The organism is Mycobacterium liflandii (genome assembly GCF_022354805.1).
GTDB lineage: Bacteria > Actinomycetota > Actinomycetes > Mycobacteriales > Mycobacteriaceae > Mycobacterium > Mycobacterium marinum.
Genome location: NZ_CP023138.1, coordinates 16,193 through 30,082, shown reverse-complemented (window position 1 = coordinate 30,082; position 13,890 = coordinate 16,193). Strand labels below are relative to the sequence as shown.

Annotated in this window: 9 protein-coding genes and 1 pseudogene; 5 read left to right on the top strand and 5 right to left on the bottom strand. The window is 65.4% G+C overall.

The window, feature by feature from the left end:
• Window positions 1-32 precede the first annotated feature (32 nt).
• From CKW46_RS00135 to fadD3, 3 genes are read right to left on the bottom strand one after another with little or no spacing between them, the layout of a single operon-like run.
• The gene (locus CKW46_RS00135; RefSeq protein WP_482052637.1) at window positions 33-968 is read right to left on the bottom strand and encodes an acyl-CoA dehydrogenase family protein; all 936 of its coding nucleotides are present in this window, start codon (window positions 966-968) and stop codon (window positions 33-35) included.
• Between the two features lie 3 nt (window positions 969-971).
• Complete coding sequence (locus CKW46_RS00130) at window positions 972-2,105, bottom strand: acyl-CoA dehydrogenase family protein (protein WP_015357414.1); 1,134 nt, start codon at window positions 2,103-2,105, stop codon at window positions 972-974.
• Entirely contained in the window at window positions 2,106-3,629 is a 1,524-nt protein-coding gene (gene fadD3, locus CKW46_RS00125) for a 3-((3aS,4S,7aS)-7a-methyl-1,5-dioxo-octahydro-1H-inden-4-yl)propanoate--CoA ligase FadD3 (RefSeq protein ID WP_015357413.1), read from the bottom strand. It lies immediately after the preceding gene.
• Between the two features lie 70 nt (window positions 3,630-3,699).
• Here fadD3 and ipdE1 point away from each other — a divergent pair, with 70 nt between their 5' ends.
• Window positions 3,700-4,848, top strand: a complete 1,149-nt coding sequence (ipdE1, locus tag CKW46_RS00120) for an acyl-CoA dehydrogenase IpdE1 (protein ID WP_482052636.1) — start codon at window positions 3,700-3,702, stop codon at window positions 4,846-4,848.
• Window positions 4,845-5,633, top strand: coding sequence for a (5R,7aS)-5-hydroxy-7a-methyl-1-oxo-2,3,5,6,7,7a-hexahydro-1H-indene-carboxyl-CoA reductase (ipdF, locus tag CKW46_RS00115; protein WP_015357411.1), 789 nt, complete (start codon window positions 4,845-4,847; stop codon window positions 5,631-5,633). Before ipdE1 ends, ipdF begins: the two co-directional genes overlap by 4 nt.
• Before the next feature lie 75 nt (window positions 5,634-5,708).
• Here the strand turns inward: ipdF and CKW46_RS00110 are convergent, their stop codons facing one another.
• Window positions 5,709-7,319 (bottom strand): PPE family protein, encoded by a 1,611-nt coding sequence (locus CKW46_RS00110; RefSeq protein WP_482052635.1) that lies wholly within the window; start codon window positions 7,317-7,319, stop codon window positions 5,709-5,711.
• A 174-nt stretch (window positions 7,320-7,493) separates the two neighbouring features.
• On the opposite strand from CKW46_RS00110, the gene kstR2 reads away from it, so the two are divergent.
• The 3 genes and pseudogenes from kstR2 (at window position 7,494) to CKW46_RS00095 (ending at window position 11,762) form a co-directional block, all read left to right on the top strand.
• Complete coding sequence (gene kstR2, locus CKW46_RS00105) at window positions 7,494-8,096, top strand: TetR family transcriptional regulator KstR2 (RefSeq protein WP_012396570.1); 603 nt, start codon at window positions 7,494-7,496, stop codon at window positions 8,094-8,096.
• Between the two features lie 2 nt (window positions 8,097-8,098).
• Window positions 8,099-9,259, top strand: a complete 1,161-nt coding sequence (gene fadA6 / locus CKW46_RS00100; RefSeq protein ID WP_482052634.1) for a steroid 3-ketoacyl-CoA thiolase FadA6 — start codon at window positions 8,099-8,101, stop codon at window positions 9,257-9,259.
• 203 nt (window positions 9,260-9,462) lie between these two features.
• A pseudogene (locus CKW46_RS00095) lies at window positions 9,463-11,762 on the top strand (PE family protein).
• An 86-nt stretch (window positions 11,763-11,848) separates the two neighbouring features.
• Here the strand turns inward: CKW46_RS00095 and CKW46_RS00090 are convergent.
• The gene (locus CKW46_RS00090; protein ID WP_482052632.1) at window positions 11,849-13,885 is read right to left on the bottom strand and encodes a fatty acid desaturase; all 2,037 of its coding nucleotides are present in this window, start codon (window positions 13,883-13,885) and stop codon (window positions 11,849-11,851) included.
• Between the last annotated feature and the right edge of the window lie 5 nt (window positions 13,886-13,890).

Genomic DNA, 13,890 nt, shown 5'->3' with positions numbered 1-13,890 from the left:
ATCGCTGCGCTGCCCATCGTCGCCGGCGGGGGTCATAGCGCCTCGAGCAGCCGCCGCCGGTGTACTTCTGGTGTACCCCACGCCGAACGCAACGCCTGCACTCGCAGCAGCCACAGCGACAGGTCGTGTTCCTGGGTAAACCCGATAGCACCGTGGGTCTGCAACGCGCTGCGAGCCGCCAGCAGGGCCGCGTCGCCAGCGGCGACCTTGGCGGCGCTGACATCGCGGGGTTGCAGCGACAATGCCGCGCCGTGTACCAGCGGACGGGCCAGCTCGATCGCGATATGGACCTCGGCAAGCTTGTGCTTGATCGCTTGGTAGGAGCCGATCACCCGGCCGAACTGGGTGCGCTGCTTGGCATAGTCGACGGTGGCGTCCAACAAGGCTTCGGCGGCACCGATCAGCTGGGCCGCGGTGGCAAGCGCCCCGAACTCATAGGCGCGCTTGACATCTGCCTGCCACGCAGCACCAGTGGCCGTCACGTCGTAACTGCGGCGGCTGGGGTCGATGGACTCGTGGCAGTCCGCCACCGCCGCTTCGCAGACACCGCTTTCGCCAGCCACCAGCACCAGGCCCGCGGTATCGGCATCGACGGCTCGGGGTGCGTGCGGCGGCAGTGCGACGGTGGCGATCAACTCACCGCAGGCCAAACCGGCGCTGCGGTCATCGTCGGCGAGCAATACGGGTGCCACCGCAATCGACTCCGCCACCGGTCCTGGCACACACCAGCGGCCCAGGCGCTCGAGCGCGACCACCAGGTCGATCGGGTGGGCGCCCAGGCCGTCGAACTTCTCCGACACGGTCAGCGCGGTGACGCCAAGGTTGGCCAACTGCTCCCACACCTTGTGGCCGGGCGCGACGTCACCGGCGGACCACGCCCGAACTGCCGCGGGCAGATCGGCGGCCGCGAGGGCCGCGTCGATGCTGGCCGCGAAGTCGCGCTGCTGTTCGTCTAGTGCAAATTCCACGGATCACTTCTTCTCTCGTGGCAGGCCCAGCAGCCGCTCCGAAATGATATTGCGCTGGATTTCATTGGTACCGGCATAAATTGGACCACCAAGGGCAAAGAGCAGACCTTCGGTCCACGGGCTGACCAACTCGGCGTCGGCGCCGCGGATGTCGAGCGCGGTCTGATGGATATCCACGTCCAGGTCGGACCAGAACACCTTGGTGACCGACGATTCGGCGCCCAACTCACCGCCGGCCGCCAGCCTGGTCACGGTGCCGAAGGTCTGCAGCCGATAGGCCTGCGCCTTGATCCAGGCATCGGCCACTCGGTTGGCGAACTCGGGGGGCGAGCCGGCGTCCTTCCACAGCTGAACCAGCTTCTGGGCAGCCGCCATGAAGCGAGCCGGACTGCGCAGCGACATGCCTCGCTCGTTGCTCGACGTGCTCATCGCCGCGCGCCAACCGTCATTGGGTGCACCGATGACGTCCTGGTCGGGCACGAACACGTCATCGAGGAAGATTTCACCAAAGCCGGTGTCGCCGCCGAGTTGGACGATCGGGCGAATGGTAATCCCTTTGGCCTTCAGGTCGAACATGAAGTACGTCAGCCCACGATGGCGCTGTGCTGACGGGTCGGAGCGGAACAGTCCGAATCCCATGTCGGCGAATGGTGCGCGCGAGCTCCAGATCTTCTGGCCGTTGAGTAGCCAGCCTCCGTCGGTCTTGGTGGCAGTGGATCGCAGTGACGCCAGATCGCTGCCGGATTCGGGCTCCGACCAGGCTTGTGCCCAGATCTGTTCGCCACTGGCCATTTTGAGCAGGATGCGGTCTAGCTGCTCGGCGGTACCGTGCGCGAACAGGGTGGGGGCCAGCATCGAGGTACCGTTGGCGCTGGCCCGGCCCGGTGCTCCGGCGCGGAAGTACTCCTCTTCGAAGATCACCCAGTGCAGCAGGGGCGCGTCGCGGCCGCCGTACTGTTTCGGCCAGGTGATCACCGACAGGCCCGCGTCGAAGAGCACTCGGTCCCAAACTCGATGCTGGGCGAAGCCTTGCGCATTGTCGTATGACTTGGTCGGCATGACCTCGGCGTTGGCCGCCAGGAACTCGCGCACTTCGCCTTGGAAAGCCAGGGTCTCTTCGTCAAGATCCAAATCCATTTAGGCCAGCTCTCGCAGTTGCGGTTTGACTACTTTGCCGGCCGCGTTGCGGGGCAACGTATCGACGAAGCGAACCGAGCGCGGTGCCTTGAAGTTCGCCAAATGTTCACGGGTGTAATCGATCACCGATTTCTCATCGAGATTGAAGCCGGGTCGGGCGACGATGAACGCCCGGCCCACTTCGCCCAGTCGGTGGTCCGGAATCCCGATCACCGCGACGTCGGCGACACCGTCGAGCCGGGCCAGTACCTGCTCGACCTCGGCGGGATAGACGTTGAACCCGCCGCAGATGTACATGTCCTTGAGCCGGTCGGTGATCCGCAGGTTGCCCGCCTCATCGAGGACTCCGATGTCTCCGGTGTGTAACCAGCCGTCGGCGTCGATCGCGGCGGCGGTGGCCCGCGGGTCGTCGAGATAGCCGAGCATGACGTTGGGGCCCCGCAGCAGCACTTCCCCGGTGTCGGGGCCAATCCGCAATTCGAAGTCCGCGAAGGGCCGCCCGCAGGTGGTGGCGACCGTCAGCGCATCGTCGTCGGCTCGGCACATGGTTCCCATGCCGTTTGCCTCGGTCAGGCCGTAAGCGGTCAGCACGATGTCGATATCGAGTTCTGACTGCATGCGTTCCACCAGCACGACGGGTACGGTGGCCGCTCCGGTCACCGCGAATCGCAGCGAACTCAGGTCGTAGTCGTCGCGCGCGGGGTGGTCGAGCAGGGTCTGATAGATGGTCGGCGGGCCGGGCAGCACGGTGATGCGGTGTCGTTCGATCGCCTGCAGGGTGCGCAGTGGATCAAACGTCAAATGCGGGAACAATGTTGCGCCGGTTTGTAGGCAGGCCAGGATGCCGGCCTTGTAGCCGAAGTTGTGGAAGAACGGGTTGATGCACAGGTAACGGTCGTCGGCGGTGATCTTTCCGTTGGCTGCCCAAGACGCCGAGGCCGATAGCGACTGCCGGTGCGCGCACAGGACGCCCTTGCTCCGCCCGGTGGTGCCGGAGGTGAAGAGAATGTCGCTCACGTCGTCGGGGCTGACCGCGGCGGCGCGGGCGGTCACCGCGCCGGTGTCGGTGCCGGTCTCGATGAACTCGTCCCAAGTGCCGTCGGGTTCTTCGATCGGTATCCGCACGATGTGCCGCAGTGCGGGCAACGCTTTGCGGTCAAGGCCTGCCACCCGGTCGCTGCCGAGGAAGTGTCCCATCGCGAACAGCACGGGCGCCTCGGTCCGGGCCAGGATGTCGGCGGCCTCGTCGGCGGTGTAGCGGGTGTTGAGCGGGACCATTGCCGCGCCGACGTGGTGGATCGCCAGGCAAGCCACCACCCAGTGCCAGGTGTTGGGCGACCAGATGCCCACCCGAGCCGCAGGCTTGACGCCCAGCTCGATCAGCGCGGCCGCCGCTCGATAAACCTCGTCATTCAGCTCGGAAACCGTGAAGCTGCGCTCCTCGGTAACCAGTGCATCGTGGTTGGGTAACCGGCGCACGAGCCGATCCAGCGCCGTGGGCACGGTGCGGGGATCGCTGGTCATCGACGCTCCTCCTCACGCGGCGACCGCCGGGGCTAACAAAGCAAGTGCTTGGTAGGTTAGCCTACAGGGCATGCAGGACGTCGAGGAGTTTCGGGCGGAGGTCCGCGGCTGGCTCGCGGCCAATGTGGTCGGAGAATTCGCAACGCTCAAGGGGCTCGGCGGGCCGGGACGTGAACACGAGGCTTTCGAGGAACGCCGGGCCTGGAACCAGCATCTGGCCGCGGCCGGGCTGACCTGCCTGGGGTGGCCGGTCGAGCATGGCGGCCGGGGGCTCTCGATCGCCCACCGCGTGGCTTTCTACGAGGAATACGCGCGCGCGGATGCGCCGGACAAGGTCAACCACTTCGGTGAAGAGCTGCTCGGGCCAACGCTGATCGCCTTCGGGACACCCGAACAACAGCAGCGCTTCCTGCCGCGCATCCTCGACGTCACCGAGCTGTGGTGCCAGGGGTATTCCGAGCCCGGCGCCGGTAGTGACCTGGCCAATGTGGCGACCACCGCCGAACTCGACGGTGATCAATGGGTAATCAACGGCCAGAAGGTATGGACGTCGCTGGCTCATCTTTCGCAGTGGTGCTTCGTGGTCGCGCGAACCGAGAAGGGCTCCAAACGCCATGCCGAGCTGTCGTATCTGCTGGTCCCGCTGGATCAGCCCGGCGTGCAGATCCGGCCGATCGTCCAGATCACCGGTACCGCGGAGTTCAATGAGGTGTTCTTCGACGACGCCCGCACCGATGCTGACTTGGTGGTCGGCGCACCGGGTGACGGCTGGCGCGTCGCGATGGGCACGCTGACCTTCGAGCGGGGCGTCTCGACGCTGGGGCAGCAGATCGTCTATGCCCGTGAGCTTTCCGATCTGGCCGCTCTCGCGCGGCGCACCGGCGCCGCCGACGATCCGTTCATCCGGGAACGCCTGACCCGGGCGTGGACCGGACTACGGGCAATGCGTTCGTATGCCCTGGCCACCATGGATGTTGAGCAGCCCGGCCAGGACAACGTTTCGAAGTTGCTGTGGGCCAACTGGCATCGCAGTCTCGGCGAACTGGCGATGGATGTGATCGGCAAGCCGGGCTTGACGCTGGCCGACGGCGAGTTCGATGAATGGCAGCGGCTGTTCTTGTTCACCCGCGCTGACACGATCTACGGCGGATCCAACGAGATTCAGCGCAACATCATTGCCGAGCGGGTGCTCGGCCTGCCCCGGGAGGCCAAGGGATGAGCTTGTCTGAAGCACCGAAAGAAATTGCCGGACATGGCCTTTTGGCTGACAAGGTCGTGGTGGTGACCGCGGCGGCCGGCACCGGCATCGGTTCGGCGACGGCGCGCCGTGCCCTGGCCGAAGGCGCCGACGTGGTGATTTCCGACCACCACGAGCGACGGCTCGGCGAAACCGCCGCCGAACTGTCCGCGCTGGGACTGGGCCGGGTCGAAAGCGTGCTGTGCGACGTGAGTTCCACCGCACAGGTCGACGCGCTGATCGACTCGACCACCGCCCGCATGGGCCGCCTTGACGTGTTGGTCAACAACGCCGGGTTGGGCGGGCAGACCCCGGTGGCCGATATGACCGACGACGAGTGGGATCGCGTCCTGGACGTGACGCTCACATCGGTGTTCCGGGCCACTCGAGCCGCACTTCGCTACTTCCGTGAGGCGCCGCATGGTGGAGTGATCGTCAACAATGCCAGCGTGTTGGGCTGGCGGGCACAGCACTCGCAGTCGCACTACGCCGCGGCCAAGGCCGGCGTCATGGCGTTAACTCGCTGTAGCGCAATAGAAGCCGCGGAGTATGGGGTGCGGATCAATGCGGTGTCACCTAGCATCGCCCGGCACAAGTTCCTGGACAAGACCACCTCTGCCGAGCTGCTCGACCGGCTGTCCGCCGGTGAGGCGTTCGGACGCGCCGCCGAACCGTGGGAAGTGGCGGCCACCATCGCGTTTCTGGCCAGCGAGTACTCGAGCTATCTGACCGGAGAGGTGATTTCGGTCTCCAGTCAGCACCCCTGATCGGGTTGTCGCGGCCGCATCACTGGCAAATGTGTTGCCGAAGCCCGATCTTGGGCGCCGGGACGGCCGGATCGGTTACCCCGCTAGCTGTTTCAGCAGTTCTTCCAGGCTGAACACGCCCGACATATTGCTGCCCGTGTTGAACAACCCCGTGAGGTTGCCGGCAATCCCGGGGAGGCTGTCCGCGACGCCGGTATTCCCGATGCCGGAGATGATGCCGTTTACGGTGCCGCCGCTGGCCTGGTTGAACATGCCCGAGATGTCGCCGGCAAACGTTCCGGTGGCAGTGTTGAAGAAGCCCGAGACATTGCTCCCGGTATTGTTGAAGCCCGAGTTCGTGTCGCCGGTGTCGGCGGTGGAACCGATGTCGGTGTTCACGTCGCCCGAATTCCACAAACCCGTATTCGTGTGACCGGAATTGCCGGATCCAGTATTGACGTCGCCCGAATTCAGGAAGCCCGTGTTGGTGCTGCCCGCGTTGCCGAAGCCGGTGTTGCCACTGGCCGAGTTGAAGAAGCCGGTGTTGAGGACACCCGAGTTCCCGACGCCGAAGTTGCCGATGTCGGAGTTGCCGAAACCGACGTTGCCGGTGCCCGAGTTCCCGACGCCGAAGTTGCCGAAGGCGCTAGTGGACGAGAGGCCCGCATTGAAGACGCCGAAGTTTCCATTATCGGAGTTGAAGAAGCCGATATTGTTCGTACCCGAGTTGCCGATTCCGAAATTCCCGGTGCCCGAGTTCAGTCCATTGAACGTGAACTGACCGGTTGTCGAGTCGTAGTAGGCATTCCCGAAGCCGACCAGATTGTCGCCGGTAAGTCCAAAGCCCAGGTTCCCGTCACCGCTGTTGCCGGCGCCAACGTTGAGGTCGCCGCGGTTACCGATGCCGAAGTTCCCGTTGCCCCAGTTGCCCAACCCGAAGTTGATGCCCGGATTAGAGCTGGTGAGCGGGTTGCCGGTGTTTCCGAAACCGATGTTTTCGTTGCCGAGGTTGCCGCTGCCCCAGTTGCCGCTGCCCAGGTTCCCATCGCCGATGTTGTTGCTGCCGACGTTGCCGCCGCCGAAGTTGGAGCTGCCGGTGTTTCCGTTGCCGATGTTGGTGCTGCCGGTGTTTCCGCTGCCGATGTTCCCGGTGCCGCCCTTATTGCCGAGCCCTATGTTCGGCAGCGCCTGCAACAACTGCTGGAAGGGATTCAAACTTGCCGCCGCCGACACGCCGGAGTGGTAGCCGGTCATCGCGGCCACGTCTGCGGCCCACATCTCTTCGTACTGTGACTCGGCTGCCATGATCGCCGGCGCATTGAACCCGAAGAAGTTCGACCGCACCAACTGCACAAACACATTCCGGTTGGCCGCCACGGCCAGCGGATGGATCATCGCCATCCGCGCCGCCTCGAATGCGCTGGCTACCGCCTGGGCTTGGCCGGCCGCGCCGGCGGCCCGCGCCGCCGCCGCACTCAACCACCCCGCATAGGGGCTGGCCGCGGCCGTCATAGCCGCCGATGCCGCGCCTTGCCAAGCCTGTCCGGCCAGGCCGGAGGTCACAGCGGAAAACGAATCCGCCGCGGCGCCCAACTCCTCGGCGAGGCCATTCCAGTCCGCCGACGCCTGCAGCATCGGCGTAGAACCCGCACCGTTGAACATTCGCAGCGAATTGATCTCCGGGGGCAACATCGGAAAACTGACCATGGCTGACCTCCTGCCAGTGGCCTCGCCGCCCCCGATGCGGCCAGTGCCGAAATCGAATTGGAGTGTTCCGGCGCAGATGCTACGACGGTGGTCAGGCGGGGATAGTGCGTTTCGCTGATATTGAGGTCTTTAGTCACATTGGCCGAGCAAGCGCTTGGTTGATACGCTGATCGGGTGGAACGAATGACCGGTCAGGCTAACAGCCGCCGAGGAGAGTTATTGGGGCTCGCCGCGGTGATGTTCGCCGAGCGCGGTCTGCGCGCCACCACCGTCCGTGACATCGCCGACGGAGCCGGCATCCTGTCCGGCAGCCTCTATCACCATTTCGCCTCCAAAGAGGAAATGGTCGACGAGCTGTTGCGCGAGTTTCTGGACTGGCTCTTCGCTCGCTACCTCGAGATCGTCGATGGCGAACCCAACCCGCTGGAGCGGCTCAAGGGCCTGTTCCTGGCGTCGTTCGAGGCCATCGAACATCGGCACGCTCAAGTGGTCATCTACCAGGACGAGGCCCAACGGCTGTCTTCACAGCCCCGGTTTTCCTACCTGGAGGATCGCAACAAAGAGCAGCGCAAGATGTGGGTAGACGTGCTCAATCAGGGCATTGAGGAGGGCTACTTCCGACCCGACCTCGACGTGGACCTGGTCTACCGGTTCATCCGCGACACCACCTGGGTGTCGGTCCGCTGGTACAAACCTGGCGGAGCGCTGACCGCGCAGCAGGTCGGGCAGAAGTATCTCGCCATTGTGCTGGGCGGGATCCAGAAAGAAGGAGTCTGAAAATGCCGGAGGCGTACGTCATCGACGCTGTACGTACCGCGGTGGGCAAGCGTGGCGGAGCGTTGGCGGGGGTACATCCCGTCGACCTGGGTGCCTTGGGGTGGCGGGGACTGCTGGATCGAGTTGACGTCGACCCGGCCGCGGTCGACGACGTGATCGCGGGCTGTGTCGATGCCATCGGCGGTCAGGCCGGCAATATCGCACGGTTGTCCTGGCTTGCGGCGGGATATCCCGAAGAAGTGCCAGGTGTCACCGTGGACCGCCAATGCGGCTCCAGCCAGCAGGCGATCTCCTTTGGTGCGCAAGCGATCATGTCCGGAACGGCCGACCTCATCGTTGCCGGTGGCATGCAGAACATGAGCCAGATCCCGATCTCGTCGGCAATGATCGTCGGTGAACAATTCGGCTTTAGCTCGCCGACCAACGAATCCAAGCAGTGGCTGCACCGGTACGGGGATCAGGAGATCTCTCAGTTCCGCGGTTCGGAGATGATCGCCGAGAAGTGGAATTTGTCGCGTGAAGAGATGGAGCAGTATGCGCTGACCAGCCACGCGCGTGCGTTCGCGGCGATCAGGGGTGGCCGCTTCGATAACGAAATCCTTAGTGTGGAAACGGAATCCGGGCCCTTCCGGGTCGACGAAGGGCCGCGCGAGTCATCGCTGGAGAAGATGGCTGGCTTGAAGACCCTGGTCGAGGGGGGACGGCTTACCGCCGCGATGGCCAGCCAGATCTCCGACGGTGCCAGCGCGGTGCTGCTGGCTTCCGAACAGGCGGTCAAGGATCACGGCCTGACTCCGCGCGCTCGCATCCACCACATCAGTGCGCGCGCCGCCGACCCGGTGTTCATGCTCACCGGCCCCATCCCGGCGACCCGCCATGCGCTGGAAAAGACCGGCCTGTCCATCGATGACATCGCCACGGTAGAGATCAATGAGGCATTCGCGTCGGTGGTTTTGGCGTGGCTCAAGGAAATCAAGGCCGATCCCGAGAAGGTCAACCCCAACGGCGGTGCCATCGCTCTCGGTCATCCGCTGGGTGCCACCGGGGCCAAGCTGTTCACCACCATGCTCAATGAACTCGACCGGGTCGGTGGGCGTTACGGGCTACAGACGATGTGTGAAGGCGGGGGCACCGCCAACGTCACGATCATCGAGCGGCTATAGCGGCCGGCGTTTCGGGCTGCGAAGGGTGGACCTCTGCGGCTCGCGCGGTGAGTCCTCTGGCATCGGGATTTTCGGTGTGGCGCGTCCTGCGCAATACCAGACGATTATTCATGCCTGTTGCTACTGTTTCTCTGTCCAATTGACGTGACTGCGCGATCGTCGGATGGAAGAGCGCGTGTGTCGACACGTATTGGGAGGCTCAGATGTCCTATCTCATGGCAGCGCCCGAGCTCATGCAGTCGGCGGCCGCGGACTTGGCGGGCATCGAGTCCGCGCTCAGCGCCGCTAACGTATCGGCGGCGGTTCCCACGACCCAGATACTGGCGGCAGGTGCCGATGAGGTGTCGGCGGCCATCGCAGCGTTGTTCGGTGCGCACGCCCAGGCGTATCAGGCGCTCGGATCCCATGTGACGGCGTTTCATCAAGAGTTCGTGCAGGCGCTGAATTCGGGTGCGGCGTCATACGCGAACGCCGAGGCGGCGAGCATCGCTCCGCTCCAAGCCCTATACGACCTGGTAAATGCGCCCACCCAGGCGCTGCTGGGGCGCCCGTTGATCGGCAATGGCGCCAACGGGGCCCCGGGGACCGGCCAGAACGGCGGCGACGGTGGGCTGTTGTTCGGTAATGGTGGTGCCGGGGGGTCGGGCGCGGATGGTCAAAACGGTGGGGCCGGTGGCAATGCGGGACTGATCGGTAATGGTGGTGCCGGGGGTGCTGGTGGTAACACCGATCTGTTTGGGAATAACGGTGCCGTGGGTGGGGCTGGTGGGGCTGGGGGATGGCTGATCGGTAGTGGTGGTGCTGGTGGTACCGGGGGCATCGGGGCCTTTAACGGGGGTGCTGGCGGGGCTGGTGGGAGCGCGTGGCTGTTTGGCACCGGTGGTGTTGGTGGCACGGGTGGTATCGGCACTTTGGGTGTTGGCGGTGCCGGTGGTGCGGGCGGTGGCTCGGGCGTCTTGTCCTTCGCCGATGGTGGGGCCGGTGGTTTTGGTGGTTCGGGCGCCAATGCCGGTGGGGTCGGCGGTAGTGGTGGTGCTGCCGGGATATTCGGCACCGGTGGTGCTGGTGGCACCGGTGGTGCGGGCGGCACGAATGGCTTGGAGATTGGCCAGGTCAGCGTGGGCGGGGCCGGCGGAGACGGCGGGCGCGGCGGGTGGTTGTTGGGGATCGGCGGCAGCGGCGGGTTCGGCGGGTTTGGTCAGGGCCCTCGGGTGGGATCGGCGGCGACGGCGGTGATGCCGGATTGTTCGGTGTTGGTGGCATAGGCGGGACTGGTGGCACCGGCTTCTCCGGTGTTGGCGGCAATGCTGGTGCCGGCGGTGATGGTGGTTTGTTGTGGGGGTCCGGTGGGGCCGGTGCGCGGGGCGGGCAAGGTGGGGCCGGTGCCGGTGGGATCGGCGGTGCTGGTGGTGGTGGCGGCCTGTTCGGCGGGGATGGCGGCGCCGGCGGGGTCGGTGGTACCGGGGCGGGTGGGCCTGGTGGTGCCGGCGGTGTTGGTGGCGATGCGGGGCTGTTCGGTGTCGGTGGGGCTGGTGGCGTGGGTGGTACCGGCGTCGGGTTCCCGACCGACCCTGGTCTGTCGTTTGGTGGTCAGGGTGGTGCCGGGGGGCGTGGCGGTCTGCTGATCGGTCTTGGCGGCAATGGTGGTACGGGAGGGTTTAGTGGCCCGTTGTCTGCGGGTGCTGGCGGCGGTGACGGTGGTGCTGGTGGTGGGGTTGGGTTGATCGGTTTCGGCGGGGCCGGTGGGTTCGGTGGCGCTAGTGGGTTCGGCACGGGTGGGGCCGGTGGTGTTGGTGGGGCCGGTGGCGCGTTGTTCGGTGTTGGTGGTGTTGGCGGTAATGGTGCGTGGGGTGCCGGCGGTATTGGCGGCGATGGTGGTGTTGGCGGTGCTGGTAGTGCCCTCGGGTTTGGTCTTGGTGGTGCCGGTGGTGCCGGCGGTGCCAGTGGTCTCGGTGATGGTGGTGCCGGTGGAACTGGTGGTGCCGGTGGGCTGCTGGGCGGTAATGGTGGGGGCGGTGGGGCCGGCGGGGCTGGCGCTGTCGGCTTTTTGGACAACACCGCCGACGGCGCTGGTGGTGCCGGTGGGGCTGGCGGTAGTGGGGGCTTGCTGTTCGGTGATGGTGGTGGCGGTGGCGCCGGTGGTGCTGGCGGGATTTCGACGTCCAGCAGCGTTAACAACGGTGGTGCCGGTGGTGCCGGTGGTAACGCGGGTGGCCTGTTCGGCAGCGGTGGTGCCGGCGGTATCGGTGGTGCCGTCGGTACCGGGGGCACGGTCGCGGGTGCCGGCGGCGACGGCGGCGGGGCCGGATGGGTGGGCAACGCCGGCAACGGTGGTGCCGGCGGGGACGGTTGGACCAACGGCGACGGCGGCGACGGCGGCGACGTGGGGTTGTTCGGCGCTGGCGGTAACGGCGGCAACGGCGGAACCGGCGTGACAGCCGGCACCGGTGGCACCGGCGGCAGCGGTGGTCTACTCGGCCCGGACGGGATTAACGGGACGTAGCCCGCTGGCGTCCGGGTGTGGACCACCCGACCGACGGCCCGCCGCGGTGTCCTATCGCGCCGGTTGCGTCCGGCGCGATAGGCGCCTTAGCTGTCGTAGTCGACTGCCACGAACGGTGTGGTCGGGTGCGACTGACACGTCAAGATGTAACCCGCGTCGAGTTCGGCCTGACCAAGCGCGAAGTTGTGGTCCATCTCCACGTTGCCTTCGATGAGTTTGGCTCGGCAGGTGCCGCACGCTCCGCCGATGCAGGCGTAGGGTGCATCGCTGCGCCGCTGTAGCGCGCCCTCCAGGATCGAGTCTCCGGGGGTCAGATCGAAGGTGTCCTGCCGCCCGGACAGGGTGAAGGTCACGGTTGCGCCCTCGTACCCGTGATCGGTCGCCGGTGCTGTGTTGTAACCGAAGAACAGCTCCAGGTGAATGTGCTCCGTGTCGACCCCGTGCTCGATCAACGAGTCACGCACCGTGGTGGTCATTTCCATTGGTCCGCAGATGAACCACTCATCCACCGTTTCTGGGGACAGGTTGCTCGTCAGCCACCTGTTGAGCTTCTCCGTGTCGATGCGTCCGCGTAGCTCTGGGGTGTGCAGCGGCTCGTTGGACATCACGTGCAGGATCTCCAGCCGGTCGGCATAGCGTGACTCGAGACGGTCCAGCTCGGCCCGGAACATCGTGGATTCCTTGGTGCGATTCCCGTAGATCAGGGTGAACCGGCTTTCGGCTTCGATCTCGAGCGTGGTCGCAAGGATCGACAACACCGGTGTGATCCCGCTGCCGGCCACCAGTCCGACGTAGTGCTTGCGCTCCAACGGATTCAATGGCGTGCCGAACTGGCCGGTCGGCGTCATCAGCTCCAGCACATCGCCGGCCTTGAGGTCGTTGGCCACAAAAGTCGAAAACGCGCCGCCCGGAATGTGTTTGACGGCGATCCTCAGCTGGGCCCGAGTGGCCGGAGCGCAGATCGAGTAGTTGCGACGGACGCCCTGCCCGCCAAGATCGGTGCGGACCGTCACGTGTTGGCCCGGCTCGAAGCGGAAGGCGTCCTGCAGGTCTTCGGGCACCGCAAACGTCACCAGCGTGCTGTCGGTGGTGATGGGGTCCACCGATGCGACCGGGATGCGGTGCAGCACCGCGTGCGGCGAACTCGACCTGGCCGGCATCCGCACCGGCAACAGCTTGGCGAGCCTGCCGTTGAGTTCCTTCCACTCCCGGTACTCGTCCGGATTCAATTGCTGGCCAAAGACCGTGGAGATCGCGGCGTTGCGTTCCAGGTAAGCCTCTTCGTTGCACTTCCAGGTGCGCACGTACCGGTAGAACGGCACCGACGGGTGCAGATGGTGTACCAGGTGGTAGTTCTGCGACAGCAGCACCGGCGTGAACAGCCATTCCGCACCGACGCGGTTGCGGGTCGCGCGATAGCGGTTGGTGCGCTGGGTGTCCTCCAGCCCGTGATGAGGCAGCCAGTCGAACCACCATGCCAGCACCGTGAGTCCGATGCGCTGCGGGATCAAGAAGACCACCGCCAACGTCCAGAAATTGCCGGTGACGATCGCAATGGTCAAGCCGGTGATGCTCAACGCAAACATGAACAGCGTCTCGGCAAACTCGACGACCGGTCGGCTACGAGCACGCGGGATGTAGTACTTGAGGATGTAGTACTTGAGGTAGTAGTACTCCACCAGCGACCAGCGCAACGGCAGCAGCCACGGCGAACCATGAGAGGCGAAGGTGTCGGGGTCTTCGACGTCGTCATTGGAGTGGCGGTGATGCTGGATGTGGATGTATCCGAAGGCCGGGAAGGCGACCACCGGACCGACGAAGAGAAAAGCCAGCCGCCCGAACAACCCGTTCACCCAGCGCACCGAGCTGACCGAGTAATGCGAGGCGTCGTGCACGACGGTGAACATCACAAAGGTCACCGCGGCGTTGACCGGAATCGTCACCCAGGACGGGACCCAACCGTCGATGTAGCCGACCGTCGTCAGGACAAAGGACCCGAGTGCGGCCAGGAAGATCCCAAGGGTGGGAAGGGCCAGCTTGGGCACCGTCTCGCCAGGATCGGGCAGAGCGTGATGCGCAGACGAATCCGGTGTCGCTCGGTTCACGGCGTCGATGGTCGACATAGCTG